Genomic DNA, 17,615 nt, shown 5'->3' on the forward strand with positions numbered 1-17,615 from the left:
TTTGCGGTTCCCTCCTCTACCTCTTTCCTTGAAGTATGAGTGAAACAGTTTAAAAAATTAGTGGGTTAATTATTAAATTTCCCTTAAATTTTGTGCTTAAAAATGGTTGTTATAAGCAATCCGTTATTTTTTCTACGATCACCACAGATGGTTAGTACAAAACCTCCTGCTCGGTTACTTTATGAAGCAAAGGGTCCAGATAATGAGACCATTACCTTCCAAGTTTATGGAGAATATGAAGAAGCACCTAAATTAAATGGAGATAATATTAGAGAAGAGAAGAGAATATATTACAAACTTATGTACAAATACATTTTAATCTCATTACCATTTCTAAAGAAACTAAATTTATCAATTCCAAAAGCGAGTTTGTTTAGGCTAAAATAACATTTAAGTTACTTGAGACTTTTTCGATTTTTAAAGAGAACGCTTCTCCTTTTGGCAAAATATATAGTCCCAATTGTAATAAAAGAGAAAGATGAAATGGATCGTAGCTATCTGAACTATGTAAATAAAAACTTTTAATATTTTTTATAAATAATGCAGCAAATAGACCTTTTGTATTGGGACTAAGTATAAAGAGAGGTGAAAAGCTATTTTCTTCTGATGTCCATCTCAATTTTTCATCATCCTGCTTTGTGTATAGAAAAATCCACTTTTCATAAGTTGCTTTGTAAAAAAATAAGGGTTTCATTTGGCATTTTATAAAAAACTTTGTTGAAGGTTATGAAGAGGGAAGTCATCGTCCACTTTGCAATATCCATATGACAGAGAAAAAAGACAAGATTTCAAGTGGCTCACTTCGAAATTACTTGCTGAAACAATGAAAGTGGTCGTTCTGCATGAAGGAATCTACTTAAAAACCCTTTCATTCATCATAATTTATTCACTGACAAAGAAAGCACGGAAGATAACGCTGTGCAGTATAGATCAAAAATCAGATAAGTCCTACTGATGGTGAGCTAATTGATTCATACGCCATGACTTTTAATAGAAACGAGCGAAAATCTATGAATCTAATGTAATCGTGGTGGATTGCTGGCGATAACTCATCAGTTAGGATAATGATACTCCCCTACCGTCATGGTTCGAGCGTTAAAAGCGTCGCAAGCTATGAGTAGGGCTGGAAGAAATACTTGCAGGGGTGAAATTCCCGTGGAGCTGTACCAACAGCCGTCTGATTTTCAAAGTTCGCTCTATCAAAAAACATCATGAAGCATGGTATAATAAATATATATTGTATTGGCTCGACCGAGAAAGGAGCAATATGATAGTAACTATAACCCGAAAGGACTTAATAGATTTAGGTTATGGTCCCTCTTTCTCCCGAGACATTATCCGTGAGGCTAAATGTCTTATGGTGCAGAAAGGCTATGGTTTCTACAACACGAAAAAGTTAGGTCGAGTGCCTGTAGAAGCCGTGGAAGAAATATTGGGAATAACGCTTAGTCAGACAGATTTATTAGAATCTTGTGGTTCCAGTGAGGCTGCTTTAATCAAGGAAAGGAAAAACAATGATTAAAGTGAAGAAACACCCCAATGGAACATATCATTTTAGGGTAAGTTTAGGTTTTGATCCAGTCACAGGAAAAAGAATACAGAAAAGAATGAGTGGATTTAAAACGAAAGCGGAAGCCGAAAATGCTTATGCTAAATTGATTTTAGATCATAGTGAAGGTGCTTATAATCCAAATAGTAGTATGACTTTTGAGAAGTTTACGAAGGAGTTTTTTGTACCTTGGTATAAGAACCAAGTGAAAGAAAGCACTTTTGAGAATAGGCAACACACAATAAATAAACACTTTGCTTATTTTTATAACGTAAGTCTTTCAGATATCACACCATTAATCTTGCAAAGATGGCAATTAAACGCTACTGAAAAATACTCTAGTCAATACGTTCGAGGCATACAAGGTTTATTATCCTTAGCTTTTGATAGAGCGATTGTATTAGGTTTAATGAAAGAAAATCCATCAAAGATAATTGGAAATGTTAAAAAAGTTAAAGCCGAAATTGATTTTTGGACGAAGGAAGAATTTGAGGCTGTTATTTCCAAGATTTATCTAGGCGATTACTTTCAGCATTTTCAATTTATCATTATCTGGCTTTTATTCATGACAGGTATGCGTATTGGTGAAGCCTCTGCCTTACAATGGGATGATATAGACTTTGAGGAAGGAACGCTAAACATTTCCAAAACTCTTTATTACAAGAATGCTTCCAACTATCGTTTTACAGATCCTAAAACAAAAGCAAGCATTCGAGTTATTGCTTTAGATTCAGATACACTGAGCTTATTACGAGATTGGAAAGAGGCACAACAGAAGCAATGTAAAACCAATTTCATTTTATCGTATAATGGAATCCCAACTCAAAAATACACTGTTTCCCATTCTATTAAGCGCTTTGCCAAGGCTGCAAACATCCACAGGATCAAAATCCATGGATTAAGACACTCTCATGCTTCTTTGTTAATTAGCATGGGAGAAAATCCTTTAGTGATTAAAGACAGACTTGGACATGAGGATATACAAACGACTTTAGGTACCTATGGACACCTCTATCCAAATAGCAATTTTCAAGTTGCAGAAAGATTAAGTAATATTATTCAGCTAAAAACAAGTGATGATACACAAATTGAACATTACAGCAGTAATCAGTTTATGCAGACAAAATTTCAAAGTGTGCCATAACTGTGCCATGAAGAATAAAAAAGCCCTGAAAACCATGTGTTACCAAGGCTTTTAGGGCTCCTGTTACTACTCCCACTCGATCGTAGCTGGGGGCTTACTAGTCACATCATACAACACCCTGTTAATATGATCGACTTCATTTACCAATCGTGTTGATATCTTCTCTAATACATCCCATGGGATTCTGGCCCAGTCAGATGTCATGCCGTCGATAGACGTTACGGCACGGATACCAATTGCATAGTCATAGGTACGGGCGTCACCCATTACCCCTACACTGCGGATATCTGGAAGCACGGTGAAGTATTGCCAGATATCACGGTCTAAGCCGGCTTTTTTGATTTCTTCGCGCAAAATTGCGTCTGATTCACGTACGATTTCTACCTTTTCAGGAGTGATCTCGCCTAAGACACGAATGCCAAGGCCTGGTCCTGGGAAGGGCTGGCGCCAGACAATTTCATCTGGAAGCCCCAATTCTGTACCAAGGGCACGTACTTCATCTTTGAATAATGTATTTAATGGCTCAATTAGTTTGAATTCCATATCTTCTGGTAGCCCGCCAACATTGTGGTGTGATTTGATTGTTTGGGCTGTTTCGGTACCACTTTCCACGATATCTGTATAAAGTGTACCTTGTGCCAAAAAGTCCATATTCTCCAGTTTAGCTGCTTCATCATCGAAGACATAGATAAATTCATTACCAATAATCTTACGTTTCTTTTCAGGATCAGATACGCCTTCTAATTTTGATAAGAAGCGATCTGCAGCGTCCACTTTAATAATATTCATCTGGAATTGATCGCGGAAGGTGCGCATTACTGTTTCACCTTCGTCTTTTCTTAATAAACCATGATCCACAAAGATACAAGTTAATTGATCACCAATCGCACGATGGATCAAAGCTGCCACAACAGAGGAGTCCACTCCGCCGCTTAAGGCACACAATACGTTCCGATCGCCAACTTGTTCACGGATCTTGTCTACTTCCATATCAATAAAGTTTGCCATTGTCCAATCGCCTTTACATTCACACGCTTGGAAGACAAATGTTTTTAATAAATCATTCCCATATTCTGTATTGCGAACTTCTGGGTGGAATTGAACACCATATAAACGCTTTTCGTGGTTGCTCATAGCTGCAACTGGTGTGGAAGAACTAGTTGCCTCAATATCAAAACCTTGTGGCGGCTCGATAATTTTATCGCTATGACTCATCCAAACGACTTGCTCTGTTGGTGTACCATCAAAAAGAACTGCGCCTTCTTTGACATGAATATCTGCCTTTCCATATTCACGTTCATTCGCACGCTCTACTACACCATCAAAATGGTGGGTCATTAACTGCATACCATAACAAATTCCTAGTACAGGAATGCCAAGATCAAAAATCCCCTCATCACAACGGAAACTATTTTCTCCATAGACACTGTGAGGGCCGCCTGACAGAATGATCCCTTTCGGATTCATTTCTTTGATCTCTTCTACTGTTAATCGATGGGAATGCAGCTCACTATATACGCCAAATTCACGAATTCTTCTTGTGATTAATTGGTTATATTGACTGCCAAAATCTAATACTAAAATTAATTCATTGTTTACGTCCAAATTTTCCACCCTTTCTGCTTCATAAACCGATATCTATTATATCATGTATTAGCGATATCCTCGCTTAAAAAATGAAATCGTCCTTTTTCTTACAGGGATTTTTCAAAAACCCTAATAAAAAACCACAAAAATCTGTCTTTCCGCCTATAGTAAGCAGAAAGACAGATAGGCCCGAACAAGACCCCCTTCTCCATGATTTGAGCCCTAACGCTCAAATCATGGAGAGTGTTTGGAATAGCCGTCATGGCTATTCCTTACCAAGGCCGCCATACATCCACCGCTCAATGATATAGGACACATCCACAGCCTTGATAAATTGTGTGGTTACTTTTTTTACATCAATAACTAGCAACCACAAGCTTACTTTCTAATTTTTCTCTATTCTATCAATCGTTCGGGCACTGGTCAAGTGAATATTCGATGACCAAGCTGTTTAAAGAGGTTTTGTAATCGTTTTTGTTCTGATACATTTGATGTTTGGTTATGATATAAATATTCTTCATAGATCGAGGTAATCTCGGACATTTCTGTCACTTCTAACTGTTGATCCACTTCTTTGGCATATTTCCTTAATGTCTGCCCCGTCTCTCGCGGATACCCTTTTCTGTCCAAACATTTTAGCAAATACAGATAAGCCTTCTCCATTTCTGCCTTATCAAGCAGCCTTTGCCAGCGCTGAATCGCATACCAATTCTGGATTTGATGCCGCTTCAAATACGCAATTATTCCCAAGATCATCACAATCAAGCCGACTGCTAGCCAGAGGTACAGTATCCCGCCCCAGCCGCCTTGTTCTTGATTGCCGCCTGCCGCTGCACTATCTTGTGCTGGTTCTTCCTCTTCTTCCGTCTCCTGATCTTCTTCTTGCTGTTCTTCTTCCGGATTTGGATTTGTTTCCTCATCTAATTCTTGCTCCATTGCGCCATCTTCTGTCGCTTCATAATAAAAATCTGTCGGATTACTGAAGCCGCTGGTCGGTTCAAATGCCACCCAGCCTGTTTCAGGGAAGTAGACTTCTACCCATGAATGGGCATTATTATTAGTTACTTCATATAAAGAATAATTGTCTGGTAAAGGAGGCTGTTCTAATGCCTCTGTTCCTCCAGTAAAGCCTTTTACCCAGCGGGCAGGAATATCCAGTGTACGCAGCATAACCACCATCGATGTCGAATAGTTATCACAATAACCTACTTGTGTCTCAAATAGGAATTGATCGACATAATCGGTATCCCCTTCCGGAACAGGAATATCTGTTGTCTGATACCTGAATCCGTTAGCTGCAAAATAACGCTCGACGGCTTTTGCCTTATCGTAGCGATTATCAAACTCTGCAGTTATTTCTGCCGCTAAATCACCAACTCGTTCAGGCAGCTCATCTGGCAATTGGAGATACCGTTCACGAATCGCAGCTTCATCATTTTCAGAACTCTGCTGCAGGTCATTCACAGAAAAAGATGGTGCATCGTAATCAATGATATAGCCATTATTCATACTTTGTTCAGAAGATTCGGATTCGATCACTCCATAATCCCTGTCAATAAAAAAGGCCTCCGGATTGTTCGAGGTCAGCTGAGCTATCCCGTATGGATAAACTACTCTCGGTAACGGATTATTGGGATCAGGCCTAACCGTTGCCGAATGCCTTTCTACATCCACTTGCTGTGCAGAAAAAGTGTCAAAATCGACCTGTCCGTCCTCGATTAACTCATAATTGAGATCGGTGGAGGTTTCCCAGCCCTTTCCTGTGTATACATCCTTAGATTCTATTCGCCAATAGACATTGTCATGAGCCACTGCCTCAAATACTAAGGAATCATCTTGCATAAAGGAACCACCAAGCTGGGAATCATCTTCTCCATATCCTACCTGCTGAACCGAACCACCGCTTCCAAAACCGATATGATCGGCATTACTTTGAATAAAAGGGACAGGATCCGGCCACTGCGGCTCTAATTTGGGAGCATAGACACCTGCAATCGTCGCAAATGCGACAACTCCAATAATAAGCGCCATCCACTGCCATAGATTCCGTTGATCGCTTTTCTGTTCTGACTGTTCCATCAGCTTTAGATAACGATTTAATCCCAGTACAACAAAAGATACAATAAATGTCCGAATCATGGCCATTTGGGCATCATAAACCGTAAAGGTATCTAGGACTGCCAAATAAATAATCGTTAATACAACAAACAAAAAGAATTTGTTCGAGATCGTAAACCAATAATGCAATAAATAACTCATCAGCCATAAGACAACCAAGAACAACAAGCTTCTAAAAAAGGACGTCATCATGACCCAATTGTTCTGCCAAATCAAATCGATATTAAAAGTCAATTCCATTTGTAATTGCTGTAACCATGGTCCAGAAAACAACCGTGCGTCCAAAAATAAGTAATCCAACATCAGCAGCATAGCGGTAAATTTAATCGAGAATTTACCTAAGCCATTTTTGATAAAATAAGAGGTTAGAAAACAAATGACGGTAAATAAAACAAAGAGATACGAGCCGTCCGTGTCTGTTACTTGTTCTAAAGGACGCAGCCATTCCCAAAATAACAGAAAACCTGCCACTAGCATAATAAATGTTGCTGTATTTCTTGCTTTCATCGTGTTGGAGTCACCTCCCAATCCGTTTGCACAAGCTGCTCTTCCGTAATCGTTTGAACACTGACTTGCTGTTTACGGAGCGCACGGATGACGTTCATTGTTGCAGGATCAAGTAATTCACTTGGGGCAATATAACAAATCAACACCAATTCTTGTGTCCGCCATCTTAATAAACGCTGGACTATTGCTTCATCTAAATGGTGCACAACAAATAGATACACACTTCCTTTAACAAATGTATGAGGAGCCTTCTGCAATCCATCAATCCAGGCCGTCTCCTCTGGAGTGACCGTGGCCAAATAATTCTGCACTCCGGCAAATTGGGCATATATATGATGGTTAGTAAATAAGCGTGATTTTTCTCCTAATGTAAGGAAAGAAACCTGTTGGCCATTTTTTCGGAGCAAATATAACACAGAAATCGTCCATTGGATACTGGCATCAAACACTAACTGATTAGGTGCAGTTGAACTGACATCCAGCAGCACTGTAATATTAGCATCCTTTTCCTGTTCGAATTCTTTCGTGATCATCGTGTTCTTTTTAGCGCTTGTTTTCCAGTCAATCCAAGACACTCGATCTCCTGGAACATATTCCCTCACACCAGAGACAATATTGGATAGTTTATCATTCGTTACTTGTACAGAGGTGTTTCCTTCTTCCATGCTATGCGACCGGATCGACCACTTCATAGGATGTACAGCTGGATAAACATAAAATTCCTGCGGATCCTGAAAGTTGCTTGACAAATCAATAAATCCAAAGGCATCTCCAATGGTAATCCGTGTACCTGCCAGTTGATGTTTTCCTCTGGGCAGATGGTCTAAGATATAATGCACCTGAACTGTTCTGCGGAAACAAAGATGTATTACCTTCTTGATTCTTTTTCGTCGTTGTAATGGCTGATCATTCGATAAATACTGGTACTGTTTCTCTCCGATATGTTTATAATGAAGACTTTCCGGATAAATCTCCTCCATTAATAGAAAAAAGATAGGAAAAGGAAATTTTCTTTCGATGGTAACGGTAACCTCGACTTCACTGCCTGTGGCCAGGTAACGGTCTGATAAGTTTCTTGTCACCTTCCAATTCTTGATAGGATAAAACGGGATCATCATTAGATAGAGCAGGATGGGTAACATACTGTAGAATAAAAACCAGCTGACGAAACCACCTTGAAACATGGCAAAACCAAATAATAAAACAAGCAAGAGGAAAAATTGAAGCTCTTTGACCAATATGTGCATCAGTCGTTTCATCCATGTAATTCCCTTCTGACAGGAACATCAACTTCTTCTAGAATAGTCTTCAATAAATGAGAAGGGATAATACCTTCATATCTTGCTTCTGGTCGTAAGATAATACGGTGGGTTAACACATAAGGGGCTAAATACATAACATCATCCGGAATCACAAATTCTCGATTCTGTACAAATGCGTAAGCCTTCGCAGCTTTCATCAAGGCAATTGATCCACGCGGGCTGACACCAAGCTGAACATATGGACTCTTACGGGTAGCTGCAGTCAACCGTACAATATATTGTTTAACCGTCTCATCTACATAAAGCCCTTCAATTTGCTTTTGCATGTCTAGCAATTGTTCTCGATGAATTACTGGCTCAATTTCATCCAAAGGGTGGGTACGATCCGTTCGATTGAGCATTTCTATCTCATCTGCTTCATTTGGATACCCCATGCGAAGTTTCATTAAGAACCGATCCAGCTGGGCCTCTGGTAAGGGATATGTACCTTCATAATCAACTGGATTCTGAGTTGCCATTACAAAAAACGGCTTCTTTAATGATTTGGTCATTCCGTCGATGGTTACGTTCATTTCTTCCATTGCTTCTAACAATGCCGATTGCGTTTTCGGTGACGTTCTGTTAATTTCATCTGCCAAGATAATATCTCCAAAAATAGGACCTCTTCTAAATTCAAATGCCATGTCTTTCGGATTATATATCGAAACACCTGTCACATCAGATGGTAATAGGTCAGGTGTAAATTGAATTCGTTTAAATTCACAATCAAGTGATTTGGATAAGGAGCGAACCATCATGGTCTTCCCTACACCCGGGACGTCTTCCAACAGGACATGTCCGTCTGCCAATAGGGCCACAAGACTCAGCATTACTTCCCGCTGTTTTCCAATCATAACTTTTTCAATATTCTGCAAAATTTGCGAAACTTCTTTCTGATACTCCATTCATCCGCCTCCATTCTGCACGACTATGTATAGATACACGTGCTACTTATTACTATACTATATTCCATTGGTTCACGTATACTGATTGAACTGCTATACGGGAAAAATGTAGACAAATGGTATAAATAGATATTAGTTTCTGACAACATTCGTTAAGTCAGGACAAATGCCGGATGGTGGTGAAGCCTCTTAAAAAAGAGCTGCCTGAAGCAGCCCTTGTGGTCCACGATGATGAACTTTTCGAAATATTGAAAACAACACTGATTTTAGGCGCAAGAAGCTCACAAACTAAAGATCTCCTTAATTAAATTGCGGCAACTGTCAGCGTTCCCTTACATAATTAACCAATAATAATTCGTTCCTTTGGATAATGGAAGCGATCCTTTGTTTCATCTCCTCGTATAATAAACAAGAAAGTAAAGACACCGATCCGTCCGATAAACATTAAGAACATGATCACTCCCTTCCCGATCCCGGATAATTCTGGTGTAATTCCCATTGAAAGACCGCACGTTCCAAAAGCAGAAGTCACCTCAAAGATAATTTCCATCATCGAGAAAGTTTCTGTTTGCATAAGAATTAGCACAGAGCTGATGCACAAGATCATGGCCGTAGTTATAACAATAAAAGAACGCAGGATGTCCTCTTGATGAATTTCACGGCTAAACACCTTCACCCCAGTGTTTCCCTTGGCATAATTCCAAATGGTAAGCAGACTAATCGCAAAGGTTGTTGTCCGTATCCCACCGCCGACACTGCTAGGTGAGGCACCGATAAACATCAAAATACTCATAAAGAATAAGGTAGATACAGAGAATTCTGTCATTTCCAAGGTGGATAACCCACCACTTCGACTGGTAACAGATTGGAACAGACTGTAAAACAAGACCTCATGCCACGATTTATCTGCAAAAAAATGATTCTTTTCTAGTATAAAAATAAGAACTGCCCCTAATATAACTAACCAAAAGAAAGTTGTTGTCGTGATCTTGGCAAACAAAGAAAACTTATGATGGTCATGTACACCTTTTTTCTTGCCGTGTAATACTTCCTGCACTTCCAACAGCACAGGAAAACCAATCGCTCCTAGAATAATCAAAATCATATGCACCGTTTGAACAAAATAGTCATCGGCAAATGGAATCAAAGAAGCACCCGTTATATCTAACCCCCCATTGGTTGTTGCACTGATAGAGGCAAAAATCCCTTGATGGATCGCTTCCCAAGCTGTATCAAAATAACGCAAATAATGAATCGATAAAATGATTGCACCGGCAGCCTCAATTAACAAAATAATCCGAAAAATCGTTAACATCAGCTTCACTAATCCTGCCAATGTTTTACTATTTTGATCGACCATCATAATCTTGCGCTGGCGAAGACCTACCTTCTTACCGAGAAGCACCCAAATAAATGTCCCCATCGACATAATTCCGATGCCGCCTAAATGCATAATTGCCGCTATCGCCACTTGCCCAGCTGGATTAAAAATTTCCGGTATCGACACAGTGGACAAACCAGTGACACTAATTGCTGTCACGGCCGTGAACATCGCATCAATAAAGGATAACTCTGCTCCTGCTCGGTGCAAAAAAGGCAAACTGACAATCGTTGTACTGATAATTACTGCTGATAAATAATAGAGTACTATATGATGGAAGGGTGATGAACGTTTGATCCATTCCTTTACTGCTGTTTTTAAATCCATCGATCTGGCTTCCTTTCATTTCATCGAGTAACACGTTACTCAAAAAGTTATTTCATTCGTATTGAAATTAAGCAGTTACGCTTGCAGCCAAAACTGTTGCTTCTGCTTAGTGTTGAACTGGAAACTTATCACTCGCAATTTCATAATAAATCAATTTTTAAGTAGTTTTTGTGTGTTTGAAACTTAACACCATTATTTTATTCATTACCATACGCATTATCATACTCCTTTACCTAACATCAATCAAATGAATATTTATTTTTTTACATTTAACAAGACTTTTGGCATGTTTTTTTATTCTTCTTAAGGTAGAATTTTACGGACGATTGACACCATGATAAAATGAAAAACAGGTACCAAGTAAAGGAGTTTTGACATGGAATATATACGAAAACTTGTGGAAGATACTCGCTTTCATCGTTTTATTACGACATTAATTGTTTTTAATGCGGTGTTAATTGGATTAGAGACCTTTCCACCTGTTTATCAACGTTATTATACCGTTTTAATCATTATTGATATATTGATACTAGCTATATTCACTCTAGAAGTTGTCTTGAAAATGATTGTCTTGAAAAAGGAGTTCTTCTCTAATCCATGGAATATTTTTGATTTTATCGTTGTGTTTGGCAGCTTAATTTTATACAGCACACCTTTTGTCAGTGTGTTACGTATTTTTCGTATATTACGGGTATTTCGTACCATCACAACCGTTCCCACACTGCGCCGCATAGTTGCTGCTTTATTTATGGCGATTCCAACAATTAGCAGTGTACTTTTGGTTATGTTGATTATTTTTTATGTGTATGCCGTACTGGGTACCTCTTTTTATAGTGATGTCTCACCTGAATATTTTGGTAATATCTTTTTAAGCTTTGTTACATTATTTCAGATTTTTACATTAGAATCTTGGGCAAGTGGAATTTTTCGTCCGATTTTTGATCAAGAACCTTCATCCTGGCTGTATTTTATCTCTTTTATCGTAGTTACCACCTTTATTATGATCAATTTGATTGTTGGGGAGATTGTAAATAATGCCCAAAAAATCTCGGAAGAAGTGGAACAAGATACCGGTGAGATCAAGGAAGATACCAGTGAAATTAAAGAATTACGTAAAGAAATTCGTGAAATCAAGGAAATGCTTCAACAAAAATGACCCGCCGGATATGTGGCGGGTCTTCTTCATTAACTGATCTGCCAATCAATTGGCTGCTGGCCGTTCTCTTGCAAGAGCTGATTGGTTCTTGAGAAAGGCCTACTGCCAAAGAAACCGCGATGGGCAGATAACGGGCTTGGGTGAGGAGATTTAATAATTAAGTGCTTGCTGGTATCAATTAATGCCTGTTTCTTCTGGGCGGCTGATCCCCATAAAATATACACAACTGGGGTATCCTTTTGATTCAGTGTTGTAATGACTTGATCGGTAAACTGTTCCCAGCCTTTGCCTTGATGGGAGTGAGCTTGTCCTTGTCTAACAGTCAGGACATTGTTTAAAAGCAGTACACCTTGTTTGGCCCAATCTACCAGATATCCATGATTTGGAATGACACAACCAATATCAGATTGCAGCTCTTTATAAATATTTTTCAAAGAAGGCGGAATAGCTACCTCCGGCTTTACCGAAAAGCTCAGTCCATGGGCCTGATTTGGTCCATGGTAAGGATCCTGTCCTAAGATTACCACTTTCACCTGTTCGAACGGGGTATAGTGCAACGCATTATAGATATCATACATATTTGGATATATCGTAAATTGCTGATATTCTTTTTTAAGAAATTCTCTTAGTGCGAGATAATAGTCTTTTTCGAATTCTCCAGCTAAGCGATCGGACCAATCGTTTTTCAGAATATTGTTTGTCATCTTATGATCATCCTTTTTTATGCAAATATATAATGCTAGTTTAACATATTTACTGAACATTTTGATGATGTAATCGAACTGGCTCATTCTCCTCCATTGTCGCTTTATAGATACTAATAGTTCCCTCTTTTAATGCAGATGGATCGGTATCTACTTGAAAAGTTTCGTCTAATGAGATCGTCCAGACTGCCTCTCCATCCTTTTCTAATACAATTGCAAGTGTGCCAAATTGACGGATATGTGCGGCATCAAACTCTTCCATTTCTCCATTTTCTATGATGCGCAGTCCCTCTGAATCTCTAATCAATTCGATGTCAGGTCCCTGCCATGTGCCATAAATCTCTGCCTCCACATGATAGTAAGAGTAACCACTGCCGCGATCGCCATAAGTGGCCACAAATTGCTGCAAAGAACCGCTTGTTGTCGGATACGTGATAACTGCTATATCATTAGCTACCCATTGCACCTTGAATTCCCCAGTGGTTCCATTTAGCCTGTCTTGCTGAGGTCTTGCTAGAATACCATAATAGGTCCGGTAATAAGTCGCGGTCTGCTGATCGGTGTTTTCCTTTAACAGTAACAGCTGCTCTCCATCAGGTGACAGGCTGATGATATGGTTCACAGGCTTATCACTTATCATTAACAGAATCCCCATTGTCAAGAGAACAGATCCTGCTATGCCACAGCTAATCATCTTCCTGATTCTTGTCAACAGCAGAATTGCTATCAAGAGAAACAGCGTACAAATAATATTGATCCAATAAAAGAGCCGGTAATCTACATATTCGACATGATAGTTTTGGTGGAATACCAGATACCCCATTTGCAGACAAAATAATCCGACTGCTAATAAAAAGCTAATCCAGCCGACGATCTTACTCATCAGGCTCCACCTCCTCCACAAACTGCCAAGTCTCGCCTTGGTCTTCTGAGATAAACTTTCCTTTGACAAGACCACCATCGTAATCACCTGACGACCCTTGATTGACAAGTACGGTTAAATGGTCATCTTCTTTAACAGGCATTTCTGCCTGAACAAAGACAGGCAGATATTGATCCGGCATCTCAAAGACAGCTTCCTGCCAGTTTTGACCGCCATCTTGTGTCCGATATAGGGATGGTTCCTCTGGATTAAGGATACCAAATGATACAAAACCTGTCTGTTCATCTACAAAGCCGCCATCAGCAACCAGTCGTGTCACATCAGGGCGATTGACCTCTTCCCAGGTTTCACCGCCGTCATATGAAAGAAAAATACTGGAATATTCTTGCGACATCGTGCGGTCACCAGACAAAATCACATAGCCAAATGAGTCATCCACAAAATCGACCTTGCGAAATCTCAGTGGTGGAAATTGCTCAACTACCAGTGATTTTTCCCATGACTTACCTTGATCAGTTGTAGAAATCAGCAAAATATTTTGCGGACCTGTATCAGACTGCTCTGCATATAAAAAGGCCGCACGCTCCTCCGACAACAGGTAACTCTGCTCGATCAATTGCTGTTGGTTTCCACTGTACTCCCCGGTAAATAACAGCTCTTTCTCAACAGGCACAGTTATCCAATCCTTCCCTTTATTAAAAGTAACAGTCAATGTGTCGCCTTGTAAGGAGTAGGAAATAACATCTTCAACCTCCACGGCCTGTGGCACTAGATCTGCATAATCACTTTCTTCCGATATCGGCTGTTCCGGCAAGCTTACTTGGGTTGGTTCTTGATAATAGATAATAGCAGTAATCATTATAGCCACAACCATTACACTCGCTATACTTATTAGAAGATATTTCATAACATGGCACCTCTTAATTTTATCTATTGTTAATACTGAATAAATACTATATAGACTTTTTAAGTCACTCAACCTTCTTTTTTAAGTCACTTGTACGTGTTTTCAAGTAACTTAGTATTATGTCCACTAATTTTGGGTGACGATAATAACTATTCTTTCCTTTTCCATACCTAACAAGCTCTGAACGCTACAGGAGTTTACTCGTTGCTTCCCTAGTAAGTAAGCTGTTCTTCCCCTGCATAACCTGCCTCCAATTGTCTCAACTGTTGTTTTATCATAACATAATTCACATGTTGCATAGACAGTTGCAACGCGATTGGTAATGGAAGATCATGTATTTTCCCCTTTGCCAACATATTTACTTTCATCATACAAAAATTCTCCCCGTCTATACAGCAAAAATGCATTACATCACCATGTAACAGCGGCTTTTCTCTTTTAGTATCAAATAAAACTGTAAAGCTTTACGCTTTACAGTTTTATTTTAGATGATTTTGGGAATACGTTACACAAGAGGTTTACTTTCCATCCAACTCTCTGCCCATGTTTGAATATTTTCTAACACAGGCTGTAAAGCAATTCCTTTTTCCGTCAATTCGTATTCAATTCGTACCGGTGTCTCATCGTACACGGAGCGTTTGACAATACCATGTTTTTCTAAATCCTTTAAACGCTCGGATAACACTCGCCCGCTAATGCCAATGGCTGACTCAATCGTAGAGAAACGTTGCGCCCCTTCCAATAGCTGAAAAATTATCAACCCAGTCCAACGCTTATTCAATATATTTAATGCCGCTTCAAATTTTGGGCAAATCGCAGTATCTGTCATACCTTTCACCTCTTTACATATAGTATAACAAACTTTGCACAGAAATAAAATAATTAAATTACTTGACGTAATTAAATAATGATTATATACTTAGTTACATAAAGTAAGTTAATAATTTTCGGGGAGGAATTTTAATAATGGCAAAAGTAAATTTAGACAAAGTACACAGTGGGTTAAACTTTGAAGTAAAACATATGATGGTTTCAAAAGCAAAAGGGGAATTCCAAGATTTCGATATAGACTTTAACGGTGATTTTGAAAGATTAGAAGATGCTAGTGTAAAAGCTACTATTCAGGTGACATCGATTGAAACAAATAATGAGGATCGTAATGGTCACTTAAAATCAGGCGACTTCTTTGATGCAGAGACTTACCCAACTATTACCTTTGAAAGTACTGACATTAAAAAGGTAAACGATGAAACGTTTGAAGTAACAGGTAACCTTACTATCAAAGATGTAACGAAAACAGAAACATTCAAAGTCGAATATAATGGTATCGCAAAAGATCCAATGCAAGGAAACATGATCGCAGGTGTGGATGTGGAAGGAAAAATCAATCGTGAAGATTATGGTTTAACTTGGAACGCTGCACTTGAAACAGGCGGTGTACTAATCGGTAAAGATATTACACTACGTGCAGGATTTGAATTTGTAGTAGAAGCATAAGATATAGAATAAGCCAGCACCTACTTAGGTGGCTGGCTTTTGCTTTTCTTTTATATGTTTTAACATCGCAACAATTAAAAAACTAACGATGACCAATAACAGCCATGAACTGATTTTCCCTAGATGGACAAGCCCCCATGTCTCTGACTGGCCTGGATACTGCCAAGCACCAAAGAAGGTAGCGATATTCTCGGCAATCCAGATAAAGAAACCAATTAATACAAAAGATAACACGAGCGGCATCTGATAGACCTTCTGATTTACACGATAATAAACGACCGTCGGCAGAAATAAAAGCACCGTCGCTAGCTTTAGTACCCACCGCCCATCATATATGTAATGATGCGTAAAAAAATTTAAATAGATCGCCATACTTAAGACAGCCACTGCCCAAGTCGAAGGCCAGCGTGTAAGCCTGATATCCAGTCTCCGCCATGCTTGGCATAAATAACTGGCCACGCTAGCATACATAAATCCGCTATAAAGTGGAACACCAAATAGTTTGGTAACCCCCTCCTCAGGATAACTCCATGACCCCATATGTACCTTATATATTTCTAAAGCGAGACCAATCACATGAAAAACACAAATTACCTTTAACTCATCCCATGTTTCTAAATGAGTAACTAACATAATAATCTGAGTCACTATACAAATCAATAAGATAATATCATATCGATAAGGCAGATCCAAAAACTGCGTAATGGCCAAACTTGAAAAAATAACGACGGCGAACAGACAAGATTTCGCCTGTTCTATCCCAAATGTCCACAGTTGTTTCACTAGTTAAGCCTCGACGACATAGCTGATAATCTCCTTTATCTTGCCATCCTTATGTTTATTCAACTTATAGATATCGCAAAAGCAATAATGACGCTGTTCACCATTATGATCAGTAGAGTGAATCAACCCATTAATGGCCGCCTGTTTTCCATGGGTAATTAGATTTTCTACTTCCTGTTCAAAATCATTGCCATTGTCCATTCCTTGCAGGGCATCTTTAAGGGCCTCGATTCCTCTGATCGTATCGTTACCGGCCATACGCCAAACGACATCATCTGTCACACTTGCCAAAATGGTTTCTACATCTCCACGTGCAAATGCCTGATTAAATTCGCGAAAAAAATTCTGATTCTTTGTTTCCATGTCTGCACCTGCCTATTTTTTGTTGAACTTGCTGTTTTCTTCTTTGATTACATTGTCACTGCTGCTAATGCTTCATCCAGATGATCAGCATAGATATGAATCTGTTTGTCACTTGGATAGTGTGTAATCGAATGTTCCTATCTCGGATCATAATAATATGCCAATAAAAGGGCTGCTGCCTCTGGGTAATTCCCTTGTTCGAGATCACCTGCAATTTGTTTGGCAGCTGGTGTGTGAATATGCCTTCTGATTATCCAACCTTTCTGCATTTCCGTTTTATCACGGTGCTAACCGTTCTTTATAGTAACTCAAAAAAAGCAACAAGAACTGGACTCCCCTGCTGGGCAAGTCTCATTTTATATCTATTTTAACATACTAGAAAAAAAGGTGCCCTCCAAAAAGCCATCCGTATGTGTCAAGTTTTTCTCGACATAGTTTTCCCACCAATATTTCAGGTCTTATCAAAATGTACACTTGCCTAGACTAACGCGCTATCGCTTGTT

18 protein-coding genes are annotated in these 17,615 nt (G+C 39.1%); 4 read left to right on the forward strand and 14 right to left on the reverse strand.

The window, feature by feature from the left end:
• Positions 1–373 precede the first annotated feature (373 nt).
• Entirely contained in the window at positions 374–619 is a 246-nt protein-coding gene (locus JOD18_RS16515) for a hypothetical protein (protein ID WP_204670220.1), read from the reverse strand.
• A gap of 651 nt (positions 620–1,270) precedes the next feature.
• On the opposite strand from JOD18_RS16515, the gene JOD18_RS16520 reads away from it, so the two are divergent.
• Positions 1,271–1,522, forward strand: coding sequence for a DUF3173 family protein (locus JOD18_RS16520; RefSeq protein WP_204670237.1), 252 nt, complete (start codon positions 1,271–1,273; stop codon positions 1,520–1,522).
• A complete protein-coding gene (locus JOD18_RS16525) occupies positions 1,515–2,693 on the forward strand; it encodes a site-specific integrase (RefSeq protein WP_204670221.1) in 1,179 nt (392 codons plus the stop codon). Before JOD18_RS16520 ends, JOD18_RS16525 begins: the two co-directional genes overlap by 8 nt.
• Before the next feature lie 66 nt (positions 2,694–2,759).
• Here JOD18_RS16525 and guaA read toward each other — a convergent pair whose 3' ends face one another.
• From guaA to JOD18_RS16550, 5 genes are all read right to left on the reverse strand, one after another.
• Positions 2,760–4,298: a glutamine-hydrolyzing GMP synthase gene (guaA, locus tag JOD18_RS16530; protein WP_204670222.1), complete on the reverse strand. Its 1,539-nt coding sequence runs from the start codon at positions 4,296–4,298 to the stop codon at positions 2,760–2,762.
• Positions 4,299–4,703: 405 nt separating this feature from the next.
• A complete protein-coding gene (locus tag JOD18_RS16535) occupies positions 4,704–6,905 on the reverse strand; it encodes a transglutaminase TgpA family protein (RefSeq protein WP_204670223.1) in 2,202 nt (733 codons plus the stop codon).
• Positions 6,902–8,164, reverse strand: a complete 1,263-nt coding sequence (locus JOD18_RS16540; RefSeq protein ID WP_204670224.1) for a DUF58 domain-containing protein — start codon at positions 8,162–8,164, stop codon at positions 6,902–6,904. Before JOD18_RS16540 ends, JOD18_RS16535 begins: the two co-directional genes overlap by 4 nt.
• A complete protein-coding gene (locus JOD18_RS16545; RefSeq protein ID WP_204670225.1) occupies positions 8,161–9,111 on the reverse strand; it encodes an AAA family ATPase in 951 nt (316 codons plus the stop codon). The genes JOD18_RS16540 and JOD18_RS16545 overlap by 4 nt, the downstream gene beginning before the upstream one ends.
• A gap of 340 nt (positions 9,112–9,451) precedes the next feature.
• On the reverse strand, positions 9,452–10,819 hold the full coding sequence (locus tag JOD18_RS16550; protein ID WP_204670226.1) for a TrkH family potassium uptake protein: 1,368 nt from the start codon (positions 10,817–10,819) through the stop codon (positions 9,452–9,454).
• Between the two features lie 376 nt (positions 10,820–11,195).
• Between JOD18_RS16550 and JOD18_RS16555 the strand changes: the two genes are divergently transcribed.
• The gene (locus JOD18_RS16555) at positions 11,196–11,975 is read left to right on the forward strand and encodes an ion transporter (protein ID WP_204670227.1); all 780 of its coding nucleotides are present in this window, start codon (positions 11,196–11,198) and stop codon (positions 11,973–11,975) included.
• Positions 11,976–12,004: 29 nt separating this feature from the next.
• Here the strand turns inward: JOD18_RS16555 and JOD18_RS16560 are convergent, their stop codons facing one another.
• From JOD18_RS16560 to JOD18_RS16580, 5 genes are all read right to left on the reverse strand, one after another.
• Positions 12,005–12,679: a uracil-DNA glycosylase gene (locus JOD18_RS16560; protein WP_204670228.1), complete on the reverse strand. Its 675-nt coding sequence runs from the start codon at positions 12,677–12,679 to the stop codon at positions 12,005–12,007.
• A gap of 49 nt (positions 12,680–12,728) precedes the next feature.
• Positions 12,729–13,562 carry a hypothetical protein gene (locus tag JOD18_RS16565; protein ID WP_204670229.1) on the reverse strand — a complete coding sequence of 278 codons (834 nt, stop codon included), beginning with the start codon at positions 13,560–13,562 and terminating at the stop codon, positions 12,729–12,731.
• Complete coding sequence (locus JOD18_RS16570) at positions 13,555–14,469, reverse strand: WD40/YVTN/BNR-like repeat-containing protein (protein WP_204670230.1); 915 nt, start codon at positions 14,467–14,469, stop codon at positions 13,555–13,557. The genes JOD18_RS16565 and JOD18_RS16570 overlap by 8 nt, the downstream gene beginning before the upstream one ends.
• Before the next feature lie 212 nt (positions 14,470–14,681).
• Positions 14,682–14,840, reverse strand: coding sequence for a hypothetical protein (locus JOD18_RS16575; protein ID WP_204670231.1), 159 nt, complete (start codon positions 14,838–14,840; stop codon positions 14,682–14,684).
• Positions 14,841–14,974: 134 nt separating this feature from the next.
• Positions 14,975–15,298, reverse strand: a complete 324-nt coding sequence (locus tag JOD18_RS16580; RefSeq protein WP_204670232.1) for a winged helix-turn-helix transcriptional regulator — start codon at positions 15,296–15,298, stop codon at positions 14,975–14,977.
• Positions 15,299–15,435: 137 nt separating this feature from the next.
• Here JOD18_RS16580 and JOD18_RS16585 point away from each other — a divergent pair, with 137 nt between their 5' ends.
• Positions 15,436–15,966, forward strand: a complete 531-nt coding sequence (locus JOD18_RS16585; protein ID WP_204670233.1) for a YceI family protein — start codon at positions 15,436–15,438, stop codon at positions 15,964–15,966.
• A gap of 24 nt (positions 15,967–15,990) precedes the next feature.
• On the opposite strand, the gene JOD18_RS16590 is transcribed toward JOD18_RS16585, so the two are convergent.
• The 3 genes from JOD18_RS16590 to JOD18_RS24650 form a co-directional block, all read right to left on the reverse strand.
• Complete coding sequence (locus JOD18_RS16590; RefSeq protein WP_204670234.1) at positions 15,991–16,749, reverse strand: DUF817 family protein; 759 nt, start codon at positions 16,747–16,749, stop codon at positions 15,991–15,993.
• A 3-nt stretch (positions 16,750–16,752) separates the two neighbouring features.
• The gene (locus JOD18_RS16595) at positions 16,753–17,112 is read right to left on the reverse strand and encodes a nuclear transport factor 2 family protein (protein WP_204670235.1); all 360 of its coding nucleotides are present in this window, start codon (positions 17,110–17,112) and stop codon (positions 16,753–16,755) included.
• 137 nt (positions 17,113–17,249) lie between these two features.
• A complete protein-coding gene (locus tag JOD18_RS24650) occupies positions 17,250–17,381 on the reverse strand; it encodes a hypothetical protein (RefSeq protein ID WP_275583029.1) in 132 nt (43 codons plus the stop codon).
• Positions 17,382–17,615: the final 234 nt, after the last annotated feature.

The sequence above is a fragment of the Gracilibacillus alcaliphilus genome, from assembly GCF_016909015.1.
Lineage (GTDB): Bacteria > Bacillota > Bacilli > Bacillales > Amphibacillaceae > Gracilibacillus > Gracilibacillus alcaliphilus.